The sequence below is a fragment of the Acidovorax sp. Leaf78 genome (assembly GCF_001422735.1).
In the GTDB taxonomy this organism is placed as follows: domain Bacteria; phylum Pseudomonadota; class Gammaproteobacteria; order Burkholderiales; family Burkholderiaceae_C; genus Acidovorax.
The window spans coordinates 461460-486013 of record NZ_LMLZ01000020.1 but is presented as its reverse complement, the minus strand read 5'-3'; the positions used below and the strand labels follow the sequence as shown (position 1 = coordinate 486013).

Here is a 24554-nt window from a genome sequence, read left to right as displayed (position 1 = left end):
GGCCAATCGACTCCTTGCCCCCTGGCGGGCCCGGTAGCACGAGGAAGCAACGCAGCGGAAGCACCACCGACCTGCGTTGTGATGTTTCCTTCCGTGCAACTGAAAAGATTGAAAGGAGCGACCAATGGCTGGAACTACAGCGCTGACTGCCCCCCTGATACTGGCTCTGGTTTGCGGATTGATTGCGGTGGCCTACGGCATCTGGGCGCGGGGATGGATCCTCGCCAAGGACCCGGGCAATGCCCGCATGCAGGAGATCGCCGCCGCCATCCAGGCGGGCGCCGCCGCCTACCTCGCCCGCCAGTACAAGACCATCGCCATCGTCGGCGTGGTGCTGGCCGTGCTCATCGGCATCTTCCTGGACGGCACCACGGCCATCGGCTTCGTGGTGGGCGCGGTGCTCTCGGGCGCCTGCGGATTCATCGGCATGAACGTGTCGGTCAAGGCCAACGTGCGCACGGCGCAGGCCGCCACGCACGGCATCGGCCCGGCGCTCGACGTGGCGTTTCGCGGCGGGGCGATCACCGGCATGCTGGTGGTGGGCCTGGGGCTGCTGGGCGTCACGGGCTTTTACTGGTTTTTGGTGGGCAACGGCAACCTCACGCCCACCGCCAGCCTGGCCACGCTGCTCAACCCGCTGATCGGGTTTGCGTTCGGCTCATCGCTGATTTCCATCTTTGCGCGGCTCGGTGGCGGCATTTTCACCAAGGGCGCCGACGTGGGCGCCGACCTGGTGGGCAAGGTGGAGGCCGGCATCCCTGAAGACGACCCGCGCAACCCCGCGGTGATCGCCGACAACGTGGGCGACAACGTGGGCGACTGCGCCGGCATGGCGGCCGACCTGTTCGAGACCTATGCGGTGACGCTGATCGCCACCATGGTGCTGGGCGCGCTGCTGGTGGCGGCAGCCCCGGTCAACGCCGTGGTGTACCCGCTGGCGCTGGGCGCCGTGTCCATCGTGGCGTCGATCATCGGCTGCTTCTTCGTCAAGGCCTCGCCCGGCATGAAGAACGTGATGCCCGCGCTGTACAAGGGCCTGGCGATCGCGGGCGTGCTGTCGCTCATCGCCTTCTACTTCGTCACGGTGTGGATCATGCCGGACAACGCCATCATGGCCAGCGGCAGCCAGATGCGCCTGTTCGGCGCCTGCGCCACCGGCCTGGTGCTGACGGCCGCGCTGGTGTGGATCACCGAGTTCTACACCGGCACGCAGTACTCGCCCGTGCAGCACATCGCGCAGGCCTCCACCACGGGGCACGGCACCAACATCATCGCGGGCCTGGGCGTGTCGATGCGCTCCACCGCCTGGCCGGTGATCTTCGTGTGCCTGGCCATCCTGGCGGCCTACCAGCTGGCGGGCCTGTACGGCATTGCGGTGGCGGCCATGTCCATGCTGTCCATGGCGGGCATCGTGGTGGCGCTGGACGCCTACGGCCCCATCACCGACAACGCCGGCGGCATTGCCGAGATGGCCGAGTTGCCCAGCAGCGTGCGCGACATCACCGACCCGCTCGACGCCGTCGGCAACACCACCAAGGCGGTGACCAAGGGCTACGCCATCGGCTCGGCCGGCCTGGCCGCGCTGGTGCTGTTTGCCGACTACACGCACAAGCTCGAGAGCTACGGCCGCGCCATCACGTTCGACCTGTCGGACCCGCTGGTCATCGTGGGCCTGTTCATCGGCGGGCTGATCCCCTACCTCTTCGGCGCGATGGCCATGGAGGCCGTGGGCCGCGCCGCAGGCGCCGTGGTGGTGGAGGTGCGCCGCCAGTTCCGCGACATCCCCGGCATCATGGAAGGCACGGCCAAGCCCGAATACGGCAAGGCCGTGGACATGCTGACCACCGCCGCCATCAAGGAGATGGTGATCCCCAGCCTGCTGCCCGTGGTGGTGCCCATCGTGGTGGGCCTGGCCCTGGGGCCCAAGGCACTGGGCGGCCTGCTGATGGGCACCATCGTCACCGGCCTGTTCGTCGCCATCAGCATGTGCACCGGCGGCGGCGCCTGGGACAACGCCAAGAAGTACATCGAGGACGGCCACCACGGCGGCAAGGGCAGCGAGGCCCACAAGGCGGCCGTGACCGGCGACACCGTGGGCGACCCCTACAAGGACACGGCCGGCCCGGCCATCAACCCGCTGATCAAGATCATCAACATCGTGGCGCTGCTGATCGTGCCGCTGGTGGTGAAGTTTCACGGGGGGTGAGCGAACGCGGGGACGGGCCCGGCCCGCCCGCCGCTAAAAATGCAACCAGGGGGCCGCGGCCCCCTTTTTGCCGCTTACCATGGCGGCTACGGATCCCTTCACCCCCCAGAAGATGGCCTTGAACAGCACCACCACACCGGCCTTGCACCCCTCTGACGACCGCAGCGCGGCGTACCAGAGCCTCTTTCCCGGCGTGGTGGCGGACTCCAGGTATCTGATGGAACGCGTGGCCGAAGCCGCCCGCATGACGCTGCAGGCGCGCCAGGACGCGGTGCGCACCGCGGGGGAGCACCAGGCCATGCACGAGGCGCGGCAACAGATCACGCGGCTGGCCAACGTGATGAGCGACCGCTACCCCGAGGCGCTGCGCAAGTCCATCGAGCAATCCTCCAGCCGCAGCGCCGAGAAAACCACCCGTTCGCTGTTCACCGTGCACTTCGACGAGCTCGAACTCATGGACGAATCGCAGATCAGCGACAGCGTGGAGCGCGCCCGCGCGCGGCAGATCCTGATCTCCGCGGTGGACGGGCCCCTGGCCGACCTGGACGCGCTGGTGTGCGCAGCCCAGGGGCTGCCCAGCGTGCAGCCCGACCAGAACCCCTTGCGCCCCGACGTCTTCCTGCAGGCACTGCAAGCCGTGGTGTCGCAGATGCAGGTCTCCGACCAGGTGCGCCACGACTGGATCGGCCCGATGGCCCAGGCGCTGGGCAGTGAGCTGCGCGCGCTGTACCTGGCGCAGACCGACAAGCTCAGGCACACCGGCGTGCAGCCCGTGGGCTATGCCAGGCGGCAGGCCGACGGCCAGGTGGTGTATGCCGCGCCCGCCGGGGCCGGTGCCGCGCAGGGCTTTGCCGCCGACAACGAATTCGCCACCGCGGCGTCGGTGCCCGCCGACTCCCTGCTCACGCTCGACCGGCTGCGCCGCCTGCTGCTGGGCGAACTGAACGAGCCCGTGGCACCGGCGCCCGCGCCGGGGTCCAGCGCCCTTGGCGAGGTGCAGGAGGACTTCGCCGAGCGCTTTGCGCGGGAGTTCGACGGGCTGGACCCGCTGCCCCGCGTGGACCCGCCCGCCACGGATTTCGCCATGACGGTGCCTGCCGCCTTCGAGGCGCTGCAGGAGATGAACCAGGTCGGCCAGATGATGGAGCGCCTGGGCACCCCGCGCGCGCCCGCTGCCAGCGGCGTGGACAGCCCCCCTGCCGCGGCCGCGCGCCAGCATGCCAGCGGCCTGGGCCAGACGCTGAGCATGGAGGTGGTGGCGCTGATGGTGGACAACATCGCCCGCGACGCCCGGCTGCTGTGGCCCGTGCAGCAGTTCGTGCGGGCGATGGAGCCGGCCCTGCTGCAACTGGCGCTCGCCGACCCGCGCTTTTTCAGCCACAAGGAGCACCCCGCGCGCCGCCTGCTGCAGGACATCACCGACCGCAGCCAGGCGTTTGACAGCGTCGAGGCGGCGGGCTTTCAGAGCTTCATGCGGTCGCTCATGAACATCGCAGGCCCGCTGTCCACCGCCACCATCGAAGGGCCCGACGACTTCGAGCAGGTGCTGCAGCAGTTGCACGCCAAATGGGCCGAGAGCGAAAAGGCGCGCAAGCAGGAACGCCAGCGCGCCATCGAGGCCCTGCAGCACGCCGAGCAGCGCCACCTGCTGGCCGCCAAGGTGTCGCGCGACATCTGGCTGCTGCCCGACATCGACAAGGTGCCCGACCCCATCCTGCGCTTTCTGCTGGGCCCGTGGGCCAAGGTCGTGGCCCAGGCGCGCCTGACCGACACGAGCGGCAGCACCGACCCGGGCCGCTACCAGGAACTGGTGGAGGCCCTCATCTGGAGCGCCCAGCCCGAGCTGACGCGCATGAACACCGGCCGCCTGGCGCGCCTGCTGCCCAAGCTGCTGCCCAAGCTGCGCGAAGGCCTGGCCTCCATCGACTATCCGCCGGACCGCACCGAGGCCGTCTTCGAGCTGCTGATGCAGCTGCACCAGCAGGCTTTCAAGCCGGGCCCACGGCCCGCCACGCCCCGCACGGCGGCGCCAGCCGGCACGCCGGCCGCAGTGTCGGCAGCGCCTGCGCCGCCGCCACCACCCGCCCCGGACGAAGACGACGAGCCCTGGGTGGCTCCCTCCGAGGCCAAGGAATCGGGCTTCATGGAGGCCTCGCAGGCACCCGAGTCCGAGAGCCCGTTGCCTGCGTTGGCAGCCCCTGCAGAAGGCGAGCCCGGCACGCCGGCGCTGGCCGTCGGCAGTTGGGTGAACCTGCTGGTGGCCGGCCGCTGGGAGCGCACGCAGCTGTCGTGGATCGGCTCCAACGGCACCTTCTTCCTCTTCACCAGCGCGTCCGGCCGCACCCAGTCCATGACCTTGCGGCTGGTGGACCGGCTCATCCAGCAAGGCGCCATGCACGTGCTGGCGCAGCAGACGGTGGTGGACGGCGCGCTCGATGCCGTGGCGCAGGCGGCCATGCGCAACAGCGTGGAGAGCAGGCTGTGACTGCGCCGTGCCTGGGGGGTTGATGCCGGCTGGCCACCCCAGGCTGCCCCGGCTTTGCACCAGCGGCATCCAGGCACTGTCTCCGGGCCTCGGCCCGCATCCGCACGCGGGCCTTCCGCTGGCCTGGCACCATTGAACCACCGCTTCCAGGAGCCCCATGCCCATCACCGTGCAATCCCTGGACCATCTGGTCCTGACCGTCGCCAGCATCCCGGCGACCATTGCGTTCTACGAACGCGTCCTGGGCATGGCCGCGCGCGAGTTCAAGCCCGGGCGCCACGCGCTGCACTTCGGCGACCAGAAGATCAATCTGCACGAAGTGGGCACGGTGGTGGACCCCAATGTGCGCCACGCCACCGCAGGCTCGGGCGACCTTTGCTTCATCACCCTCACGCCCATCGAGGATGTACTGGCACACCTGCAGGCGCAGGGCATCGCGGTGGTACAGGGGCCGGTGGGAGCCACGGGGGCGCGCCAACGGCTTCGCTCGGTCTACATCTACGACCCGGACGAGAATCTGATCGAGATCGCCAACGAGGTCTGAAGGCGCAGCGGGAAGACGCTCCGTAATGGCAACGGCCCTTCACCGGCGGGCCAACGATTCCGTGCCTCGCAGAGCGGCTTAGAACTCCACAAACACCGCCGCCCGCAGCAGCGCGGCCGCGGGGGCCACCAGCTCCTGCAGTTCGCCGGCGCGCCCTTGCTCGATGGACTGCAGCACCATTTCGTTGATGCCGCCCACCACCGCCATCGCCATGGTGGGCTGCAGCGGCGTCTTGCGCAGGCGCTCGCCGGTGCGGTTGTTCACCACGTCCAGCATCAGGTCGGCCAGTTGCTGGTTGGCGCGCCGCCGCGCGGCCAGGCCCGGTGCGCCCAGGCCCAGGATCTCGATGAACAGCGTGCGCAGCAGCACCGGGTTGCGCATCAGCACGCCGAAGTACGCGCCCATGGCCTGCTCCACCTGCGCCTGCCAGTCGCTGTGCGGGTCGATGGCGGCACGCAGCACGCCGATCGCGTTGCCGCTGGCCAGCTCGTACAGCGCGATCAGGCACTCGGCCTTGTCGGCAAAGTGTTCATAAAAGGTGCGGCGCGACACGCTGGCCTCGCGCACGATGTCGGCGATGGTGGTGTCGGCGTAGCCCTTGGATGCGACCGCGCGGGCCATGCCTTCGAGCAGGCGGGCGCGGGGTTCCGGGGCGGGGGTGGCGAGCGGGGCGGAGGCCGGGGCGTCAAGGGGCGTCATGCGTACTGCGGCGGCAGAAGTCCTGAAAGCGGAAATGGGGGGCGGCATGGACCGGTACTTGACAGTACCACACCCGGAAGGCATGATGCGAATCACTGGTACACATCAGTACCACACCGCCTCGCCGGGATATCCAGGGAGTATTGTCCATGACCGAGCTTGTTGTCCGCCGCCTGCTGATCGATCTTGAAACGCCGTTTGCGCGCCACTGGTGCGGCGGCGACGCGTTCCGCTCGGCCTTCTTCAATGCGCTGTCGATGAGCTTTCCGGTGGGCGAGCAGTTCTTCATCGACTCGGTGAAGGGCGGCCACAAGGCGCTGCCGCCGGACCTGCAGGCCCGCTTTGCCGACGAGGTGCGCGGCTTCATCGGCCAGGAGGCCACCCACCGCCGCATCCATGCGCTGTTCAACGGCCACCTTGAAAAGCAGGGCCTCGTCAACGCCTGGGCACCGCGCGCGCAAGAGCGCATGAAGCTCTTTGAAGGCGCCGACCCGCGCCACCCGCTGGCCGTCACCGCCGCCAACGAGCACTTCACCGCACTGCTGGCCGAATGGCTGCTGGCCCACCCCGAGATGCTGGAGGGCGCAGAGCGGCGCCTTGCCACCATGTGGCAGTGGCACTGCGCCGAAGAGTCCGAACACCGGAACACGGCGTTCGACCTGTACCAGGCGCTGGGCGGCAACCACGACTGGCGCATCACCTGGTTTCGCCGCATCACCGTGGTGTTCCTGGTCGATGCGCTGCGCCAGACCGTGGCCAACCTGCGCCAGGACGGCACGCTGTGGAAGTGGCGCACCTGGGCCAGCGCGGCACGCACCCTGCTGGGCCGCGGCGGCCTGGTGCGCGAGACCTGGAAGCCCTGGCGCGCCTACCTGCGGCGCGACTTCCACCCCAGCCAGCACGGCAGCGACCTCTCCGAGCGCTGGCTGACCGAGCACAGCGATGCCTTCACGCCCGTGGGTGCCCGCTGACACCGCCCTGCCCTGCGCACCACCCCTTTAGCCCGCAAGCCCTGTGCTGCTACAACTCCACCCACCTGCCTGGCAATGCACCACCGGCCCTGCGCCCTCCACGCCGGGCCTGACCCCCAAGAGCTGACACCATGACCCTTACCCGACCGCACCGGCGCACGCGCCGGGCAGGCGAAGCTTTGCTGTGCCTGATCGCCACCGCCCCGCTGGCACTCGCCGCGCTGCCCGCGCAGGCAGAGCCCATGACTTTCGACACCGCGCTGCAGCAACTGGGCCAGCGCTCCGACCAGCTCGCAGCATCCAAGAATGCCGTCGAAAGCGCCCAGTTGCGCCGCGACGCGATGCAGCGCCTGGGCGGCCCGGTGGTCAACCTGACCGGCGCAGCCTACGCCTACAACGCCAACCTGGACGTGGACCTGAACCCGCTCAACCGCGTGCTGCCCGGCGTGCTGTCGCAGTTGCCGCCGCAGTTGGCCGCACCGTTGGCCCAACTGCCGCACCTGCCATCGAGCTACACGCTCAACCGCCACAAGACGGACACCACATCGTCCGTCTCGGCCGTGTGGCCCATCTACATGGGCGGCGCCAGCAACGCGGCACGCGGCCTGCTGGACGCGATGACGCACGAGGCCGAAGCCGACGCCGCCAAGACCGGCCACGAGGCAACCACGCTGCTGGTGCAGCGCTACTTCGGCACCCAGCTGGCCGAGCGCGCGGCCGTGCTGCGCGAGGCGGCCCTGGCCACCATCGAGCAGCACGATGCAGCCGCCCAGAAGATGCTGGACGCCGGCGTGATCGCCCGCGTCGAGCGCCTGCAGGCCCGCTCTGCCCTGGAAGAAGCCCGCCGCAACGCCCGCAAGGCGCGCGACGATGCCGAACTGGCCGCCACCGCCCTCACCCGCACGCTCAAGGCCAGCGAGCGCGTCACGCCCACCAGCCCGTTGTTCGTGCTGGGCGAGCCGCTGCCGCCGCTGCCGCAGTTCATCGACACCGCGCTTGCGCGCCACCCGGGCCTGTCCAAGGTGGCGGCCAAGAAGGAGCAGGCCACGCAGCTGCACGCCGCGCAGGAAGCGCTGCGCAAGCCCCAGGTATTCGCCTTCGGCCAGCGCCAGCTCAAGACCGGCAAGGAAGCCGACTGGGTGGCGGGCGTGGGCGTGCGCTGGACGCTGTGGGACTCCATCGACCGCAACGCGCTGGCCGAATCCTCCAACCGCCAGATCGCGCAGGCCGAGCGCACCGGCGCACAGGCGCAGAACGACATCGCCCTGCTGGTGGAAAAGCGCTGGCTGGGCGTGGAGCAGGCCCGCCGCCAGTTCCTGGCCATGACCCCCAGCCTGGAGCTGGCCGACGAAGTGCTGCGCCTGCGCGCTGCCGGCCTGAAGGCCGGCACCAGCACCACGCTCGATCTGATCGACGCGCAGGTGAACCAGGCCAAGGCCCAGACCGAACGCGCCCAGGCCGCCCACGACTACGTGAAGGCCCTGGCCGACCTGCTGGAGAGCTGCGGCCTGTCGGAAGACTTTGGCAAATACATGGCGCGCGCCGACGCCCTGAAAGTAGAGTGAGCCCACCCATGAGCAACCACACGAACACCCCTTCCGAGCCGACCGACACCGGCGCCCGCAGCCCCGCCGGCGCGCCCCCCACCGCCAGCACGGCCAGCTCCGCCACCAATGCGACAAAGGCCCCCGCGGCCCACACGGCCCACACGTCCGGCCCCACCCACAACAAAAGCAACGGCAAGAAGGCCTCGGTGATCGGCACGGTCGCCGTGGTGGCTGTGGCGGGCTTCGTGGGCTTCGGCCTGTGGAAGGCCTCGCAGCCCGCGCCCGAGGTCTTTCAGGGCCAGATGGAAGCGCAGGAGGCCGACATCGCCCCCAAGGTCACCGCGCGCATTGCACAGATCCTGGTGAAGGAAGGCGACAAGATCGCCGTGGGCGCGCCGCTGATCCGCATGGACAGCCCCGAGGTGCAGGCCAAGCTGGCCCAGGCCACCGCCGCGCAAGAGGCCGCCCAGGCCGTGGCCGACAAGGCCCAGCACGGCGCCCGCCCGCAGGAGGTGGAGATGGCCCGTCTGAACTGGCAGCGCGCCGTAGCCGCTGCCGAGCTGGCCGAGTCGTCCTTCAAACGCGTGGACGGCCTGGCACGCGAGGGCCTGGTGGCTGCGCAAAAGCGCGACGAGGCCGAGGCCAACTTCAAGGCATCGCGCGACCAGGCGCTGGCCGCCAAGGCGCAGTACGACCTGGCCCGCGCCGGCGCCCGCCCCGAAGACCGCTCGGCCGCCAGCGCCCAGGCGCGCCAGGTGGCCGGCGTGGTGGCCGAGGTGCAGGCCGCGCAGGCCGAGACCGAACTCAAGAGCCCCGTGGCCGGCGAAGTGGCCAAGGTGCTTGCGCGCACCGGCGAGCTGTCGCCCCAGGGCGTGGCCGTGGTCACGGTGGTGGACCTGAAGGACCAGTGGGTGGTGCTGAACGTGCGCGAGGACCGCCTGCAGCGCTTTGCCATCGGCCAGGAATTCGACGCCACACTGCCAGCCTTGAGCGGCAAAGACGGCAAAGACGGCAAGGACGGCAGCAAGACCGTGAAGTTCAAGGTCTACCACACCGCCGCCCTGCCCGACTTCGCCACCTGGCGCGCCACGCGTGCGGGCCAGGGGTTTGATGTGCGCACGTTCGAAGTGCGCGCCCGGCCTGCCGCCCCCATCGAAGGCGCGCGCCCCGGCATGACGGTGCTGGTGCAGTGACGGGCGTGGTGGCTTCGATGTGCTTCCTCAGCCCCCTGTGGCTGCGCTGCGCCATTCGGCACGTGAGGGCCGCAAGACTGCGCAGCACTGGCGCCCTGGCTTCGACGGGCTCAGCCCGAACGGGCGGGGGCGGGGTGCGGCTTTGCGCATCGGCTCGTCGGACTCCGATGGGGACTCGGGCTCGGACTCAGACTCGAGCCCTGCCCAGCAGCGGGAATTCAATCAAAAAGTGCCTCTACCGCTTGTCTAGCAAGCGCGAGCAGCTATGAATTCGATAGTAAACAGCTTTCGCCGCGAAGCCCGCCGCCTCTGGGCCGACCCTTGGGACCTGGCCATGGTCACCTGGGTGCCGCTGCTGGGCGTGGCGCTGCTGTGGTGGATCTTTTCAGCCGGGCTGCCGCGCCACCTGGCCGTGGGCGTGGTCGACGAGGACCACTCCAGCCTGTCGCGCCAACTGGTGCGCATGCTGGACGCCACGCCGGGCGTGCAGATCACCCAGCACTACACCAACGGGGCCGAGGCCGAGCGCGGGCTGCGCAGCATCGACGTGTATGCCGTGGTGATCATTCCCCGCGACTTTGCACGCACCGTGAAGGAAGGCCGCGCTGCGCAGGTCACGCTGCTGCACAACGCGCAGATGGGCACGCACTCGGGCCTGCTGCAGCGCGACGTGCGCACGGCGGTGGGCACGCTGTCGGCCGGCATCGAGATGGCCGCGCGCAACAAGCGCGGCGAACCGGCCCGGGCCGTGCGGGTGAGCATGGAGCCCATCCACACGCAGATGGTCGCGCTGTTCAATGTGTCCAGCAACTACGAGCAGTTTCTGGGCGCGGCGCTCATCCCCGCGCTGCTGCACATCCTGGCCATGACGGCCGGCGCCTGGGCCGTGGGCCGCGAGCTGCGCGACCGCAGCGTGGGGGAATGGCTGGGCAGGGGTCCATTCTTCAGCACCGCAGGCGCGTTGATCGGCAAGCTGGCGCTGCCCTGGGCTTTGCTCACGCTGGTGGGACTGCTCGCGCTGGTGGGCATCACCTGGGGCCGGGGCTGGCACCCGCCGGGCAGCCTGTGGTGGGTGGCAGGCGCGCTGGCGCTGCTGATGGCCGTGTCGCTCGCTGCGGGCGCGGCATTGGCGGCGGTCAGCCGCTCGCTGCGCACGGCGCTGTCGGGCGCGGGTTTCTTTGCCGCACCGGCCTTCGCTTTCAGCGGCGTGGCGTTTCCACTGGCCGGCATGCCTGCCAGCGCCCGCGCCTGGGCCGAGGCAATGCCGTTCACACACTACATCCGCCTGCAGATCGAGCAGTTGCAGATGGGCGCGCCGCTGGCCACCAGCGTGTCGACCGTGGTGGCGCTGCTGGTGGCCGCGTTGGTGTTGTGGCTGGTGGGCACGGCGGGGTTGCACCGCGCAGTGCAGCGGCCCGAGACGTGGGGAGGTCGGTGAGATGAAGTGCGGCGACGGGCATGCGGCTGCAACCCCCTCTCCCCCGCCCTCTCCCGCGGGGGGAGAGGGAGCAATGCCTGTGCACCTCGCCAGCGGCTGCCACGCCCACAGAGCCCCTCCCCCCTCGCGGGGGAGGGGTTGGGGAGAGGGGGCCTTAGCAAGTGGCAGAGTGCCCGCAACCACCTCCCCCTCTCCCCAGCCCTCTCCCGCAAGGGGAGAGAGAGCTATACCCGCGCGCCCTACACATCGCCGGCGGCACAGCGCCGCCGCCTCCATCTGACATGACAGCCCTGCCCCCACCACCCACCGCACCCCGCAACCTGCTGCACGCCTGGCTGCTGGCCCTGGCCACCGTGGCCCGCGACAAGGGCGTGCTGCTGCTGTTGATCGGCGCGCCCGTGCTCTACGGTTTCTTCTACCCCTGGTTCTACGCCGACGAGGTGCTCACCCGCGTGCCCGTGGCCGTGGTGGACATGGACCGCAGCAGCCTGTCGCGCCAGATCACGCGGTTTGCCGATGCCGACCCGCGCATCGAGGTGCGCCTGGTCACCGGCAGCGAGCGTGAGGCGCAGGAGGCCCTGTGGCGCGGCGAGATCGAAGGCTATGCCGTCATCCCCGCGGGCCTCAAGCGCAGCGTGGTGCGCGGCGAGAGCGCCGTGGTCAGCATCGAGGCCAATGGCGCATATGCGCTGCTCAACAAGGCCGTGCAGTACGGCTTTGCCGAGGCCGTGGGCACCGTCTCCGCGGGGGTCGAGATCCGCAAGCTGCAGGCCGGCGGCCAGAGCGCGCAGCAGGCCCGCGCCAGCCGCGCGCCGGTGCAGTTGCAGCTGGTGGCGCTGTTCAACCCCACCGAGGGCTACGGCAGCTTCGTGGTGCCCGCCGTGGCGCTGCTCATTCTGCAGCAGACGCTGCTCATGGGCGCGGCCCTGCTGGCCGGCACCTGGGTGGAGGCCGGGCAGCACCGCGCCGATGCCACCACCTGGCTGGGGCGCCTGCTGGCGCTGTGCACGCTGGGCTGGGCCAGCGGGCTGTTCTACTTTGGCTGGATCTTCGTGCTGCACGACTACCCGCGCGGCGGCAACCCGCTGGGCGCGCTGGCCCTGCTGGCCTGCTACGTGCCCGCCATCGCGGCGCTGGGCGCGCTGCTGGGGCTGTGGTTCGGCAACCGCGAACGCGCGCTGCAGGTGCTGCTGTTCACCACCCTGCCCATCGCCTTTGTCGCTGGCTTCTCCTGGCCTGTGGAGGCGCTGCCCGGGCCGCTGCAGTGGCTGCGCTGGCTGCTGCCCAGCTCCTCGGGCGTGCAGGCGTCGCTGCGGCTCAACCAGCTGGGCGCGCCGCTGTCAGCAGCCCTGCCCTACCTGTGTGCGCTGGTGGCGCTGTGTGCGGTGTGCACGGCCGGGGTGCTGTACCGGGCGCGGCCCGTGGCAGGCGAACGCCTGCCGTGATGCCGTGATGCCGTGATGCCGGCAGCCTGCACCGAACCGCCCATCGCCGTTCACGCTGAGCCTGTCGAAGCGCTGCGCAAGGCTTCGACAGGCTCAGCCCGAACGGCGGCCGCGGCTCACAACCTCATCGCTCCCCCGCCGCACGCAGATCACGTTGCAGGGGTCGCGCCGCGCCGCCGCAGCACCACCATGCCGAACAGCGTCGCCATCACATACATGCTGACCGAGTAAATGGCCGCCGGCAGCGCGAGCTGAAAGTTCTCCAGCACCGACAGCGCGATGAAGATGGCGAGCGTGGAGTTGTGGATGCCGATCTCAAAGCTGATGGCCGTGGCCATGGACTTGGCAAGCCCCGCCGCACGCGCCAGGTAGTAGCCCGATGCGAGGCTGATGGCGTTGAACAGCAGCACTGCCGGGCCGATGCCTGCGAAGGACTCCACCAGCGCCGTCCATTCCTTGGCGATGGCGATCAGCGCGAACGCGGCCAGCACCACGGCGCTGAAGATCTTCATCGGCTTTTCCATGCGGGCGCTGAAGGCCGGTGCGCGCCGGTGCACCCACATCCCCAGCACCACCGGCACCAGCACGATGACGATCACCTCCACCACCTTGCCGAACTGCAGCGGCACCACCTGCCCCGTGTGCGCAAAGGTGCCGATGGCCCAGTTGGTGATGAGCGGCAGGCTCACGATGGACAGCACGGTGTTGATGGCCGTGAGCGAGATGTTCATCGCCACGTTGCCACCGAACAAATGGCTGAACAAATTGGCCGACACGCCGCCGGGCGATGCGGCCAGCAGCATCAGCCCCACGGCGTACAGCGGCGCCACGCCCAGCAGCACGATGAGCGCGTAGCACGCCGCGGGCAGCACCAGCACCTGCAGCACCAGGGCCAGCAGCACCGCGCGCGGGTGCTGCGCCAGCCGCGCGAAGTCCCCCACCGTGAGCGACAACCCCAGGCCGAACATGACAAGGCCCAGCGCGATGAACAGCAGCGTGGGCAAGATGGCAACGAAACTCATGGGCGCACGCGGCCAGCGGGGGCCGCGCTCCGTTCAATGCGGGTACGAACGGCAGCGCCCACGGCACCTGGACAGGCGCCGTGGGCAGGATGCCGCTATCCCGACGACAAGGAGAAGAAAGACGAAAAGGAAGACAAAGCAGGAAGCGCGCGCAGCGAGCCAGCGGCGTGCGTTATGCCGCGGCCTGCCCCGTGCGCAGGCGCACCGGACCGCTGCGCGCTTCGATGGCGGCCTGCACGTCCTTGCGCAGGCCCAGCGCAAAGGCCCACTCGGCCACCACGAAGAGCGGCCCCACCAGCAGGCCCATCAGGTCGTCCACGAACGCGGGCTTGCGGCCCTCGTAGTAGTGGCCCACGAACTGGATCACCCAGCCCACCGCGAAGAGGCCGATGCCTGCACCCAGCCACACGGCCAGGCTCTGCACGGCCAGCCATTGCGCCACGGCCAGCATGGCCGCCAAAATCGCGGCCATGGTCAGGCCGAAACGCGTGTCCAGCCGCATGTAGAAAATGCTGGCGGCCAGCGCGCACAGCAGCGCCGGCGTCAGCGGCAGATCGCCCACCATCCACGCGGGGCGCGACAGCAACACCACCACCGCGAACATGATCATCGGCACGCCCACAAAATGGGTGTGGATGTTGCGCGGGTCGCGGTGGTAGTCGGCGTACTGGGCCAGGTGATCGATCAGGGTTTTCATGGGTGTCTCCGGCTATTGTTTTGAGCAGCATCGATACTCGCGCCGCGGCCCCGCCAGCGTCTGTCGTGCACACGACAAAAAAGGCACACTGGCACCGGCTTATCCCCGCCCTCCCTCAACCCACCTTCACCCCACACCGCGCCGCATTCAGGCCCCATCCAGCCCGCATGACCGACCCTGCCGCCTACCTGCCCATCCTTGCGTCCGGCCGCTGGTTTGCGCACCTGCCGCCCGACTTTGCCCAGCCCCTGATCGACATGGCGCACCTGCGCCAGCTGAACGCGGGCGAGGTGCTGTTCCTGCGCGGCGATGCGCCCTGCGGGCTGTATGCGGTGGTGCGCGGGGCCATCAGTATCTCGGGCACGGGCGGGCGGGCGAACGAGGCGCGCTCGGCGCTGCTCACGCGGCTGGAGCCGCCGCACTGGTTTGGCGAGATCTCGGTGTTCGACGGCTCGGCCCGCACGCACGACGCGCATGCCACCGAGGCCAGCACGCTGGTGCAGGTGCCGCACGAGCGGCTCCAGGCCTGGCTGCAGGCGCACCCTGTGCACTGGCATGCGCTGGCGCTGCTGCTGACCGACAAGCTGCGCACCGCCTTCGTCGCCATCGAAGAGCTGGCCCTGCTGCCCGCGCCGCAGCGCCTGGCGCGCCGCCTGGTGATGATGGCCGAGGGCTACGGCCAGTGGACGGCCGAGGGCCAGTCGCGCCGCGTGCTGTCCATCTCGCAGGAGCAGCTGTCGTTGATGCTGGCCATCTCGCGCCAGACCACCAACCAGATCCTCAAGGACCTGGAGCAGCGCCACCTGGTGCGCGTGCAGCGCGGCGAGGTCGAGATCCTGGACCTGGCCGCATTGCGCGCGTCCTGCCACTGAATTCGCTCTCATATCCATAGCGCACTGCGCCTGCTGGCAGGGCGGCAGCAGCGCTTTGCACACAAATACTAAGCACACATTCCATTTCCGGGCAAAATGGCGGCCATGCAACTGAACTACATTGCCAACGCCTCCGTGGCGTCCGCCTCGGGCCGCACCATTCCCGTGATCGATCCGTCGGACGGCCAGCCCTTCGACGAGATCCAGCGCAGCAACGCCGAAGACATCGACGCGGCGGTGCATGCGGCGCGCCAGTGCTACAACGCGGTGTGGCACAAGGTGGCCCCCGTGGAGCGCGGCCGGCTGCTGCAAAAGCTCTCGGCCAAGATCCTGGAGCATGCCGACGAGCTCACAGCGCTGGAGCAGCGCGACTGCGGCAAGCCCACCAAGCAGGCGCGGGCCGATGCGATCGCGCTGGCGCGCTACTTCGAGTTCTATGCCGGCGCCTGCGACAAGTTCCACGGCGAGACCATCCCCTACCCCGACGGCTACAGCGTGCTCACCTGGCGCGAGCCCCACGGCGTGACGGGCCACGTCATCCCCTGGAACTACCCCATGCAGATCTTCGGCCGCAGCGTGGGCGGCGCCCTGGCGGCGGGCAACGTGTGCTTGGTCAAGCCGGCCGAAGACGCCTGCCTGTCGCTGATCCGCGTGGCGCAACTGGCGGCCGAGGTGGGCTTTCCGTCCGGCGCGCTGAACATCGTCACCGGCTACGGCCACGAGGTGGGCGACGCACTGGCGCGCCACCCCGGCATCGACCACATCAGCTTCACCGGCAGCCCCAAGATCGGCACGCTGATCCAGCAGGTGGCTGCAGAGCGCCACTGCCCCGTGACGCTGGAGCTGGGCGGCAAGAGCCCGCAGATCATCTTTGCGGACGCCGACCTCGACGCCGCCATTCCCGTGGTCATCAACGCCATCGTGCAGAACTCCGGCCAGACCTGCTCGGCCGGCTCGCGCGTGCTGATCGATTCGCTGATCTACGAGCCCCTGCTCGAGCGCCTGGGCAAGGCGTTTGACAAGCTGCGCGTGGGCCCCGCCGCCATGGACCTGGACCTGGGCCCGCTGATCCGCCAGACACAGCAGCAGCGCGTGTGGGACTTCCTGTCGGACGCACAGGTGGCCGGCATCCCCATGGTGGGCCAGGGCATCGTGGTGCCCGACGCTCCCGACACCGGCTACTACCAGGCCCCCGTGCTGCTGCGCGACGTGCCGGTGAACCACCGCCTGGCGCAGGAAGAAGTCTTCGGCCCCGTGCTGTCGGCCATGGCCTTCCAGGACGAAGACCACGCGGTAGAGCTGGCCAACGCGACTGAATTCGGCCTGGTGGCCGGCATCTGGACCCGCGACGGCGCCCGCCAGTTCCGCATGGCCAAGCGCGTGCACAGCGGCCAGGTTTTCATCAACAACTACGGCGCCGCAGGCGGTGTGGAGCTGCCGTTCGGCGGCGTCAAGTCGAGCGGCTACGGCCGCGAGAAGGGCTTCGAGGCGCTGTACGGCTTCACCACGCTCAAAACCGTGGCCATCAAGTACGGCTGATCGCTGCGCGGCCGGCCCTTCCGCCCTCGGCCTGTCGCGTTCGCGCGCGACGGCGCGGCCCGCCGGCCCTAACCTGTGCTTCTTCTTGTTGTCGACGCCCCAAACCACATGCCGCTGAGCCCCCCTGCACCCCGCACCTTGAAGCACGTCCGCCGGGTGAACTACCAGGGTTTCGAGCGTGAAGACGGCCTGTGGGATATCGAAGGCGAGCTGCACGACAGCAAGGCCTACGACGCACCCTCCTTCCGCGACCCCACCGGCACGCGCCGGGCCGGCGAGCCCATCCACCACATGTGGCTGCGCGTGACGGTGAACCGCCAGCTCGTGGTGCAGGCCATCGACGTCGCCATGGACGCGCACCCGCTCAAGGACTGCACCGCCGCCCAGCCCGCACTGCAGCGCATGGTCGGCTGCAGCATGGCGCGCGGCTGGCGCCAGTCCATCCAGAAGCACCTGGGCGGCGTGGAAAGCTGCACGCACCTGCGCGAGTTGCTGTTCAACCTGGCGACCGCGGCGTTCCAGTCGGTGCCCGCCGTGTTCGCATCGGCCCAGCCCGACGAGCCGCCACGCCACCTGGGGCAGTGCACGGGCTGGGACTTCAACGGCGACGGCGTGAAGGAGTACTTTCCGCAGTTCTACCGGCGCGCGCCCCAGGTCGCAGGCGCGGTGCAGGCTGCGCTACAGGCCGCACCCGACGCCGACCGCGCTCCCGAGACGGCCACTGCGACGGTGCCACCCGCGTGACCCCCTGCTATCGCATTCAAAAATGCCGCTACCGCTTTCTACACAAGCGTCAGCTGCTATCGAATTTGATTGTTCACGTTTTTATTGTTGTATCTGATTGACTGAATCGAGGAGCCTTTCCATGCGCGTGTTGAACAAATCCATCATCGTCACCGGCGCCGGCAACGGCATCGGCGAAGGCATCGCCAAGCGCCTGGCCGCTGAAGGCGGCAAGGTCATCGTGAACGACATCAACGAAGCCGGCGGCCAGCGCGTGGTGGCCGAGATCACCGCCGCTGGCGGCACGGCGGCGTTCGTGAAGGCCGACGTCACCAGCTCTGCCGAAGTGAAGGCCCTGGTGGCCGAAACGGTGCGCCTGTACGGCCGCCTGGACGTGGTGGTGAACAACGCCGGCTGGACACACCGCAACCGCCCCATGCTGGAAGTGAGCGAAGAAGACTTCGATAAGGTCTATGCCATCAACATGAAAAGCATCTACTTGTCGGCCATCCACACCGTGCCCGAACTGCGCAAGGCGGGCGGCGGCAGCATCATCAACATCGCCTCCACCGCCGGTCTGCGCCCCCGCCCGGGCCTGACCTGGTACAACGGCTCCAAGGGCGCCGTCATCATCACCAGCAAGTCCATGGCCGCCGAACTGGGCCCCGACAACATCCGTGTGAACTGCATCAACCCCGTGTTCAACCCCGACACTGGCCTGGCCGCCGAATTCGCGGGCGGCCCGGTGGACGAAGCCCGCCGCGCCAAGTTTCTGGCCACCATCCCGCTGGGCCGCTTCTCCACCGCGCTGGACGTGGCCAACGCCGCGCTGTACCTGGCCAGCGACGAAGGCGCGTTCATCAGCGGCGTGTGCATCGAGGTGGACGGCGCGCGCTGCGTGTAATAGCGCCCTGGCGGCGCCTGGCGCTGCCGGGCGCGCTCGCCAGCGCACTGCGCCGCGCCGGGTTGTTTCAGGCCACCAGCGGCCCATTGCATAACTGACAGCAACGTCGACGACGCCGTCGACGTCTGCGCTGCTTCAGCAGCAGGTGTAGCAAGCCCGGCGTATCGCCCTCGCCATCAAGATTTTCAAATGCGTATGCACCTCGAAAATCCCAATGAAACACTGAACTACAACGTCTTTTCGACAGGTCTCTCATGACCGCGTAAGAGTTGTATCGGNCGGCGTATCGCCCTCGCCATCAAGATTTTCAAATGCGTATGCACCTCGAAAATCCCAATGAAACACTGAACTACAACGTCTTTTCGACAGGTCTCTCATGACCGCGTAAGAGTTGTATCGGACGATAAAACAAGCACGCCCCGGSMGCTGTTTTGCACTCCCTCGAACCTATCATGCGCGGCGATTTGAAGCCCCCTTCCAGAGGGGACATCGCTACACAAAAAATGATATCGAGAGGGAATCACCATGGGCAAGCCGGCAGCAAGGCTGGGAGATCTGACGAAGTCCGGAGGGCCGATCACGCAGGGATCGCTGACCGTGCTGATCGGCTCCCAAGGGGGNAGAGGGAATCACCATGGGCAAGCCGGCAGCAAGGCTGGGAGATCTGACGAAGTCCGGAGGGCCGATCACGCAGGGATCGCTGACCGTGCTGATCGGCTCACAAGGGGGCATCGCCTGCTCCAGCTGCCCGGGCGGCAAAGCCATCGGCAGTCCCGTCAACCCCACGCTGGGCGCCAAAGTGCTGGTGGGCACGGAAGACCTCGACTTCGCCCTGCCCGGCCCCATGCCCCTGGTGTGGCAGCGCCAGTACAGCAGCTACGTCAACGCGGAGCATGGAGGCGACTGCGGACTGCTGGGCTACGGCTGGAAGCTGCCGCACGAGCTGAGCATCGAGCTCAAAGCCACGCAGACCCTGCTGCGCGATGCGGGCGGGCGCGTCATCACGTTTGACGAAGCGCTGGAGCCTGGGCAGACGCTGCACAGCGACAGCGAAGGGCTGCTGCTGATGCGCGGAGGGGGCATGGGCGTGGCGCCGACCCTGACCAAACTGTCCGGGAACAGTCCGGCGACGGATACGGCGGCCACTGTTACCTCCACCTCCAACCCCCACCCCAACACCGCAGAAGAACTCCTGCCCTGGCACCAGCAACAGCGCTGGGCCCACGTTCCTGCCGCCGCCAAGGCCGGCTCCGACTACGTCCTGGCCGCCACGCAGGGCGGGCGCACCGTCTGGCTCTTCAAGGTGCAGGCCGAGGGCTCTTCCAAAGGTTTGTGCCGGCTCATCGGCCTGATGGATGCGTACGGACGCAGCCAGCATTACCAGCACGACGAGCACGGACGCCTGCAAGGCATCACCGACGGGGCGGGCCGGCGCTATGCGCTGCTGTACAACCAGCCTAACGGCGCAGCAACGGCCACGTCCACTCAGACCTCCCTACCAGGCCTGAACCCCGACAGCGGCCTGCGCCTGATCGGCGTGGATTGCACCCACAACCCGCACGACCCCGAGCATGCGGGTTCTGGCTCAGGCTCCGGTGCTGGCGCACACAGGCACGACCCCATCCCCCTGGTGCGCTACTACTACAGCCCCCAGGGTGACCTCATCGCCGTGCACGCCCGAGACGGCCGGCGCACCCGCCAGTTCACCTACGACAGCGCCCACCGCATGGTCGCCCACCGGGTGGGCAACGGCCCCGAGCACACCTACATCTACGAAGACCAGCGCCAAGACCAGCGCGCCAGCGGCAACCTCGGCCACCTCTCCCCCCGCCCCGGCGCCCGCGTGGCCGAACACCACAACGAAGAAGGCCTGAGCTACTACTTCGACTACGAAGAGGCCCACCCCCAGGCCCCCCGGGCCGCCAGCTGCACCACCGTGCGCGACAGCCTGCAGCGCGTGACCCGGTACCACCACGAAGGCACCGGCGGCCTCAAGCGCATCACCCGCGAGGTGCACCCGGACGGCAGCGAAGCACACTACCAGTACGACAGCGCAGGCCGGCGCATTGCCGCCACCGACGCCCTGGGGCGCACCACCCACTGGCGCTACGACGGCCAGGGCCACCTGCTCGGGGTCCAAGGGCCCGACGGCCGCAGCAGCCAGCAGCGCTGGGGCCTGCCCGGCACCGCCGCCGACGACCTGCTGCTGCACAGCACGAGCGCCAGTGGCATCCACACCCACTACCAGTACGACCCCTGGGCCCGCCTGGTGCAAACCACCGTGGTGGCGGGCGACATCGCCCTCACCACCCGACTGGAATACCTGAGCGGCCCGCCCCACGCCGCCGCAGGCAACGCCCGCGCCTGGGTGGACCAGCCCATCGCGATCACAGACCCCCAGGGCGGGCGCAAGACCTTGGGCTACAACGCCATCGGCCAGCTCGCGAGCTACACCGACTGCTCGGGCCACACCAGCCGCTGGCAGCACGACGCCTGGGGCGAGCTCATCGAAGAGACCGATGCCCTGGGTCAACGCATACGCCACCAGCGCGATGCTATGGGGCGACTGCAGCAGACGGCCCAGGCGGACGGCACGCTGGTGCAATACCGCTGGGGCGACAACGAGCAGGTGCAGGCCATCACGCTGGGCGCCCTGGCAAACCCCACAGCAGGACCATCCGGTGCGCCGGTGCAGACCACCACGATCACCTACGGGCACGACCTGTGGGGCCGCGTCACCGCGCAGACCCAGGCGGGCGCAAGCTTGCACCTGCGCTACGACGTGGCCGGGCGCCTGACCGAGCTCGTGAACGAGAACCACGCGGTCACCCGCTTCGCCTACGACAGCCAAGACAGACTGGTCCGGGAGACAGGGTTCGATGGGCGCAGCCAGAGCTACAGCTACGACGCGGCAGGCCAGCTGATCGAGAAGACCGATGCGCAGGACAGCGGCATGGGCGCGCAAAGCCAAGGCCATGGCACTGTGTGCAGCCGCTACCACTACGACAGCGCAGGGCGGCTGATCTACCGCGTGACCGGCAAGGTTAGGAGGGTTGGTGAAGCAGAGTCGGCCACACGCGACGCAGACACAGACCTGCAGATCCACCAGTTCGGCTACAGCGACAGCGGGGAGCTCCTGGACACCCAGGGCTGGGAGTTGGAAGGGTCTGGAGAGCAAGAACACGGCAATGCATTAGGTGCTGAGGCAGTTAGTGCGCCAGCCGCCCTGATCACCGCCTGGCTGGAGATCAACACCCAGCAGCTTCACAGTGCCCTGAGCCAACAGCACGACGCCCAAACTCTGGCCAGCAGTCCCCTGCTGCAAAATCTGCAAGTCCACCGGCTGCACCAAACCAGCCGCGTGGACCTGCAGCGCGATGCCCTGGGGCGCCCCATTGGCGAAGTGCAAACGCTGTACGGCAACTCCAGCGGCAAGACCGCCATCGAATTCGAGCACCGCATCCACCACCGCCTGGGCGCCCTGGGTCAACGCGAAACCAGCGAACTGCAGGGTATCGGCCAGCTCGACTGGCTCAGCTACGGCTCGGGCCACGTGCACGGTGTGCTGCTCAACCAGGCGCCCCTGGTGGCGCTGGAGCGCGACAAGCTGCACCGCGAAGTGGGCCGCACCCTGCACCTGCTGCCCGGAGAGGGCGCCAGCCCGGAGCTCACACAAACCCGCCAGCTCGATCCCCTGGGGCGCCTGCTGCACCAGCGCTGGCAAGGCCTGCCCGGACAAAACAGCGCCCCCTCCAGCGCAGCGCCCCTCATCGGCGGCCTGCGGCAACGCCGCTACACCTACGACAGCCTAGGCCAGCTCGTGGGCATCCAGACCCCGACCCACGCAGACGCGTACCAGTACGACGCCCGCCAGCGCCTGACCGGGCAGCGCAGCGCCAGTGCCCAGGGCGAGCAGCAAGCGCGCTGGAGGCTGGACCCGGCGGGCAACCGGCTGCCCGAGCAGGCAACCATTCAACGCTCAATAACCAAGAACACAGGCAACCCTGACTGGGCCGCCCAGGTCCAGCAGCACCTGCACGACCCACGCTTCAACCTGCTGCAGCCTCAACCCACCACAGACAGCCCGGCCACAGAGTACGTGGAGCGCTGGCGGGACAACCGCATCGGCTGGAGCCAGGGCGTAGATGATGAAGGAGCGACCCACTACCGGTACGACGACTGGGGCAACCGGATCGAAGCCTGCCATGGCGACGGCAGCACCACCGCCCTGCGCTATGACGCCCTGCACCAGCTCAGGCAAGTCACACAGATCGACCCGCAAGGACAGGTGCAAAGCAAAACCAGCTATCGCTACGACGCGTTCGGACGCAGGGTGAGCAAGACACACCAACAGACTGACGAGGAAAGCCAAGCCACCCACTACGGCTGGGATGGGGACCGGCTGGTCGGCGATGGCAGCACCACCGCCCTGCATTACGACGGCCTGCACCAACTCAGGCAAGTCACACGGATCGACCCGCAAGGACAGGTGCAAAGCAAAACCACCTACCGTTACGACGCGTTCGGACGCAGGGTGAGCAAGACACACCAACAGACTGACGAGGAAAGCCAAGCCACCCACTACGGCTGGGATGGGGACCGGCTGGTGCACACCCAATCCCACGGGCAGATCCACCACACGGTGTACGAGCCGGGCAGCTTTGTGCCTCTGCTGCAGATCGAGCGCCACAAAGATGGGCAAACCATACGACGCGTTCGGACGCAGGGTGAGCAAGACACACCAACAGACTGACGAGGAAAGCCAAGCCACCCACTACGGCTGGGATGGGGACCGGCTGGTGCACACCCAATCCCACGGCCATATCCAGCACACGGTGTACGAGCCGGGCAGCTTTGTGCCGCTGCTGCAGATCGAGCGCCACAAAGATGGGCAGACCAACCCCGTCAAAACCTTGCTGGCCCTGGCCGGCAGCGGCGACGCACAAGCGCAAGAACCAGAGCTGCAGCAATGCGACCAAGAGATGCTGCACCAAGCGCTGAAGGAGGTCCTGCAACCGGGCTACCAGCTGTCCGCCTTGCTGCCGCAGGAGATGCGAAGCCAAGTGCAAGAGTCGCTGCAGCTCATCAAGGACACCCAAGCCCACATCGAAGATACCCACCCGCTGACCATCCGGCACTTCGTGACGGACCACTTGGGCACACCCATTGCGCTGGTGGACGCCAACGGACAAGAGGCTGGACAGGTGAGCTGGGCGGCCCGGTACGGTGCCTGGGGGGAGATCGAGCAGGAGTACAACCCCCGCTGCATACATCAACCCATTCGCTTGCAGGGGCAGCAACTTGATGCGGAGACCGGGCTGCATTACAACCGGTTCCGCTACTACGACCCAGGGGTGGGACGGTATGTGACTCAGGATCCCATAGGATTACAAGGAGGAATTAATAATTTTTCATATGCGGCGAGTAATCCACTAAAGTATGCTGATGCTCTTGGCCTGTGCCCCTGTGGCAGTCCTACTGATTTGATCAATAGCGCGCGCTTGGATAAACGCGACTGGAGTCAACAGGCTGACAGGCGCGATATCAATAGTGGCTTTGGTTCAGGCACTTATAAATGCAATCTTTTTGCGGACACCCAATATGAGAATTCAGGCTATAGCCTGCCTAATATGGGTGGAAGTCCGCTATCCCGACTTCTTGAAAAATACCCGCCTGGTGCTGGCGAACTCTCAAAGCCTGGCTATCAAGTGCCCGGATGGCCTACTGTGTCAGGACCTGCCCAACCTGGCGACTTGGTCGCTTCTGGTGGGCACGTGGGAATCGCCACAAGTTCAACCACGACCATCTCGGCTTCTCCCAGTGGAGTCATCGAAAACAAATGGGGTTTCAGACCTGACCAACAAAGCGTTATTCGGAGGTGTACGTGCGCAAAGTAATTCTGATATTTTTAAGCATTTTCTTTGCAATTTCGTCAATTGCTTTAATAACATATTATTATACAAAAGATGCCTATTACTCAGTGGGCCGCAATGATGGCCTGATCGAAGCAAATGCAGGCACGCTAAAACGTTTGGCGGAAATTGTAAAGGTAATTCCTGCATGTACTGAGGAGCAACAAAGAGAGGGTCAAAACGTCGTTGCGATAAAGGCAGAAGCCGTACATGCCGTTTATAAAGGTTCTGCGACGATTACACTTTGCCTGGCACATTAGAGTGAATGATTTCCGGTATTTATTGAGTCGATGTTGTATCAAGCGATATTCGAATCGGCTGGATTGAGATCCGCATGCCCAGCCAGCATCCATGCGG

Annotated in this window: 18 protein-coding genes; 15 read left to right on the top strand and 3 right to left on the bottom strand. The window is 67.8% G+C overall.

The genetic code is table 11. From position 1 onward, the window contains the following. The first annotated feature begins 124 nt into the window (after window positions 1-124). The 3 genes from ASF16_RS13780 (at window position 125) to ASF16_RS13770 (ending at window position 5235) form a co-directional block, all read left to right on the top strand. Window positions 125-2206 carry a sodium-translocating pyrophosphatase gene (locus ASF16_RS13780; protein WP_056167976.1) on the top strand — a complete coding sequence of 694 codons (2082 nt, stop codon included), beginning with the start codon at window positions 125-127 and terminating at the stop codon, window positions 2204-2206. Window positions 2207-2318: 112 nt separating this feature from the next. Continuing rightward, complete coding sequence (locus ASF16_RS13775; RefSeq protein WP_056169186.1) at window positions 2319-4691, top strand: DUF1631 family protein; 2373 nt, start codon at window positions 2319-2321, stop codon at window positions 4689-4691. A 157-nt stretch (window positions 4692-4848) separates the two neighbouring features. Beyond that, window positions 4849-5235 carry a VOC family protein gene (locus ASF16_RS13770; protein ID WP_056167973.1) on the top strand — a complete coding sequence of 129 codons (387 nt, stop codon included), beginning with the start codon at window positions 4849-4851 and terminating at the stop codon, window positions 5233-5235. Between the two features lie 78 nt (window positions 5236-5313). On the opposite strand, the gene ASF16_RS13765 is transcribed toward ASF16_RS13770, so the two are convergent. Further along, complete coding sequence (locus ASF16_RS13765) at window positions 5314-5934, bottom strand: TetR/AcrR family transcriptional regulator (protein ID WP_056167970.1); 621 nt, start codon at window positions 5932-5934, stop codon at window positions 5314-5316. A gap of 149 nt (window positions 5935-6083) precedes the next feature. Here ASF16_RS13765 and ASF16_RS13760 point away from each other — a divergent pair, with 149 nt between their 5' ends. The 5 genes from ASF16_RS13760 to ASF16_RS13740 all read left to right on the top strand — a co-directional run bounded on the left by ASF16_RS13760 (window position 6084) and on the right by ASF16_RS13740 (window position 12528). Beyond that, on the top strand, window positions 6084-6905 hold the full coding sequence (locus tag ASF16_RS13760; protein WP_056167966.1) for a metal-dependent hydrolase: 822 nt from the start codon (window positions 6084-6086) through the stop codon (window positions 6903-6905). A gap of 131 nt (window positions 6906-7036) precedes the next feature. Beyond that, window positions 7037-8470: a TolC family protein gene (locus ASF16_RS13755; protein WP_056167964.1), complete on the top strand. Its 1434-nt coding sequence runs from the start codon at window positions 7037-7039 to the stop codon at window positions 8468-8470. Between the two features lie 8 nt (window positions 8471-8478). Next, window positions 8479-9645: an HlyD family secretion protein gene (locus ASF16_RS13750; protein WP_235507370.1), complete on the top strand. Its 1167-nt coding sequence runs from the start codon at window positions 8479-8481 to the stop codon at window positions 9643-9645. A gap of 265 nt (window positions 9646-9910) precedes the next feature. Continuing rightward, window positions 9911-11083, top strand: coding sequence for an ABC transporter permease (locus ASF16_RS13745; RefSeq protein WP_056167961.1), 1173 nt, complete (start codon window positions 9911-9913; stop codon window positions 11081-11083). Between the two features lie 281 nt (window positions 11084-11364). Further along, on the top strand, window positions 11365-12528 hold the full coding sequence (locus ASF16_RS13740) for an ABC transporter permease (protein WP_056167959.1): 1164 nt from the start codon (window positions 11365-11367) through the stop codon (window positions 12526-12528). A 149-nt stretch (window positions 12529-12677) separates the two neighbouring features. Here ASF16_RS13740 and ASF16_RS13735 read toward each other — a convergent pair whose 3' ends face one another. Both ASF16_RS13735 and ASF16_RS13730 read right to left on the bottom strand, forming a co-directional pair. Beyond that, window positions 12678-13550: a bile acid:sodium symporter family protein gene (locus tag ASF16_RS13735; protein WP_056167956.1), complete on the bottom strand. Its 873-nt coding sequence runs from the start codon at window positions 13548-13550 to the stop codon at window positions 12678-12680. 172 nt (window positions 13551-13722) lie between these two features. Continuing rightward, window positions 13723-14247, bottom strand: a complete 525-nt coding sequence (locus ASF16_RS13730; RefSeq protein ID WP_056167953.1) for a DUF962 domain-containing protein — start codon at window positions 14245-14247, stop codon at window positions 13723-13725. Between the two features lie 167 nt (window positions 14248-14414). On the opposite strand from ASF16_RS13730, the gene ASF16_RS13725 reads away from it, so the two are divergent. From ASF16_RS13725 to ASF16_RS26180, 7 genes are all read left to right on the top strand, one after another. Beyond that, window positions 14415-15119, top strand: coding sequence for a Crp/Fnr family transcriptional regulator (locus ASF16_RS13725; RefSeq protein WP_056167951.1), 705 nt, complete (start codon window positions 14415-14417; stop codon window positions 15117-15119). A 105-nt stretch (window positions 15120-15224) separates the two neighbouring features. Then, the gene (locus ASF16_RS13720) at window positions 15225-16658 is read left to right on the top strand and encodes an aldehyde dehydrogenase family protein (protein ID WP_056169177.1); all 1434 of its coding nucleotides are present in this window, start codon (window positions 15225-15227) and stop codon (window positions 16656-16658) included. 108 nt (window positions 16659-16766) lie between these two features. Next, window positions 16767-17402 carry a DUF2889 domain-containing protein gene (locus tag ASF16_RS13715; protein ID WP_056167949.1) on the top strand — a complete coding sequence of 212 codons (636 nt, stop codon included), beginning with the start codon at window positions 16767-16769 and terminating at the stop codon, window positions 17400-17402. A 121-nt stretch (window positions 17403-17523) separates the two neighbouring features. Beyond that, a complete protein-coding gene (locus ASF16_RS13710; protein ID WP_056167948.1) occupies window positions 17524-18285 on the top strand; it encodes an SDR family oxidoreductase in 762 nt (253 codons plus the stop codon). 634 nt (window positions 18286-18919) lie between these two features. Beyond that, window positions 18920-23038: a DUF6531 domain-containing protein gene (locus ASF16_RS13705; RefSeq protein ID WP_056167946.1), complete on the top strand. Its 4119-nt coding sequence runs from the start codon at window positions 18920-18922 to the stop codon at window positions 23036-23038. Beyond that, window positions 23013-24182 (top strand): RHS repeat-associated core domain-containing protein, encoded by a 1170-nt coding sequence (locus tag ASF16_RS13700; RefSeq protein ID WP_162241080.1) that lies wholly within the window; start codon window positions 23013-23015, stop codon window positions 24180-24182. Before ASF16_RS13705 ends, ASF16_RS13700 begins: the two co-directional genes overlap by 26 nt. Beyond that, window positions 24170-24457 carry a hypothetical protein gene (locus ASF16_RS26180; protein ID WP_156372071.1) on the top strand — a complete coding sequence of 96 codons (288 nt, stop codon included), beginning with the start codon at window positions 24170-24172 and terminating at the stop codon, window positions 24455-24457. Before ASF16_RS13700 ends, ASF16_RS26180 begins: the two co-directional genes overlap by 13 nt. Window positions 24458-24554: the final 97 nt, after the last annotated feature.

What these genes read in the sequence shown, in the direction of transcription:
- ASF16_RS13730 (WP_056167953.1), bottom strand. Translation starts at nt 14,247, where the DNA reads ATGAAAACCCTGATCGATCACCTGGCCCAGTACGCCGACTACCACCGC.
- ASF16_RS13740 (WP_056167959.1), top strand. Translation starts at nt 11,365, where the DNA reads ATGACAGCCCTGCCCCCACCACCCACCGCACCCCGCAACCTGCTGCAC.
- ASF16_RS13780 (WP_056167976.1), top strand. Translation starts at nt 125, where the DNA reads ATGGCTGGAACTACAGCGCTGACTGCCCCCCTGATACTGGCTCTGGTT.
- ASF16_RS13745 (WP_056167961.1), top strand. Translation starts at nt 9,911, where the DNA reads ATGAATTCGATAGTAAACAGCTTTCGCCGCGAAGCCCGCCGCCTCTGG.
- ASF16_RS13710 (WP_056167948.1), top strand. Translation starts at nt 17,524, where the DNA reads ATGCGCGTGTTGAACAAATCCATCATCGTCACCGGCGCCGGCAACGGC.
- ASF16_RS13770 (WP_056167973.1), top strand. Translation starts at nt 4,849, where the DNA reads ATGCCCATCACCGTGCAATCCCTGGACCATCTGGTCCTGACCGTCGCC.
- ASF16_RS13765 (WP_056167970.1), bottom strand. Translation starts at nt 5,934, where the DNA reads ATGACGCCCCTTGACGCCCCGGCCTCCGCCCCGCTCGCCACCCCCGCC.
- ASF16_RS13720 (WP_056169177.1), top strand. Translation starts at nt 15,225, where the DNA reads ATGCAACTGAACTACATTGCCAACGCCTCCGTGGCGTCCGCCTCGGGC.
- ASF16_RS13735 (WP_056167956.1), bottom strand. Translation starts at nt 13,550, where the DNA reads ATGAGTTTCGTTGCCATCTTGCCCACGCTGCTGTTCATCGCGCTGGGC.
- ASF16_RS13715 (WP_056167949.1), top strand. Translation starts at nt 16,767, where the DNA reads ATGCCGCTGAGCCCCCCTGCACCCCGCACCTTGAAGCACGTCCGCCGG.
- ASF16_RS13760 (WP_056167966.1), top strand. Translation starts at nt 6,084, where the DNA reads ATGACCGAGCTTGTTGTCCGCCGCCTGCTGATCGATCTTGAAACGCCG.
- ASF16_RS13725 (WP_056167951.1), top strand. Translation starts at nt 14,415, where the DNA reads ATGACCGACCCTGCCGCCTACCTGCCCATCCTTGCGTCCGGCCGCTGG.
- ASF16_RS13750 (WP_235507370.1), top strand. Translation starts at nt 8,479, where the DNA reads ATGAGCAACCACACGAACACCCCTTCCGAGCCGACCGACACCGGCGCC.
- ASF16_RS13755 (WP_056167964.1), top strand. Translation starts at nt 7,037, where the DNA reads ATGACCCTTACCCGACCGCACCGGCGCACGCGCCGGGCAGGCGAAGCT.
- ASF16_RS13775 (WP_056169186.1), top strand. Translation starts at nt 2,319, where the DNA reads ATGGCCTTGAACAGCACCACCACACCGGCCTTGCACCCCTCTGACGAC.
- ASF16_RS13705 (WP_056167946.1), top strand. Translation starts at nt 18,920, where the DNA reads ATGGGCAAGCCGGCAGCAAGGCTGGGAGATCTGACGAAGTCCGGAGGG.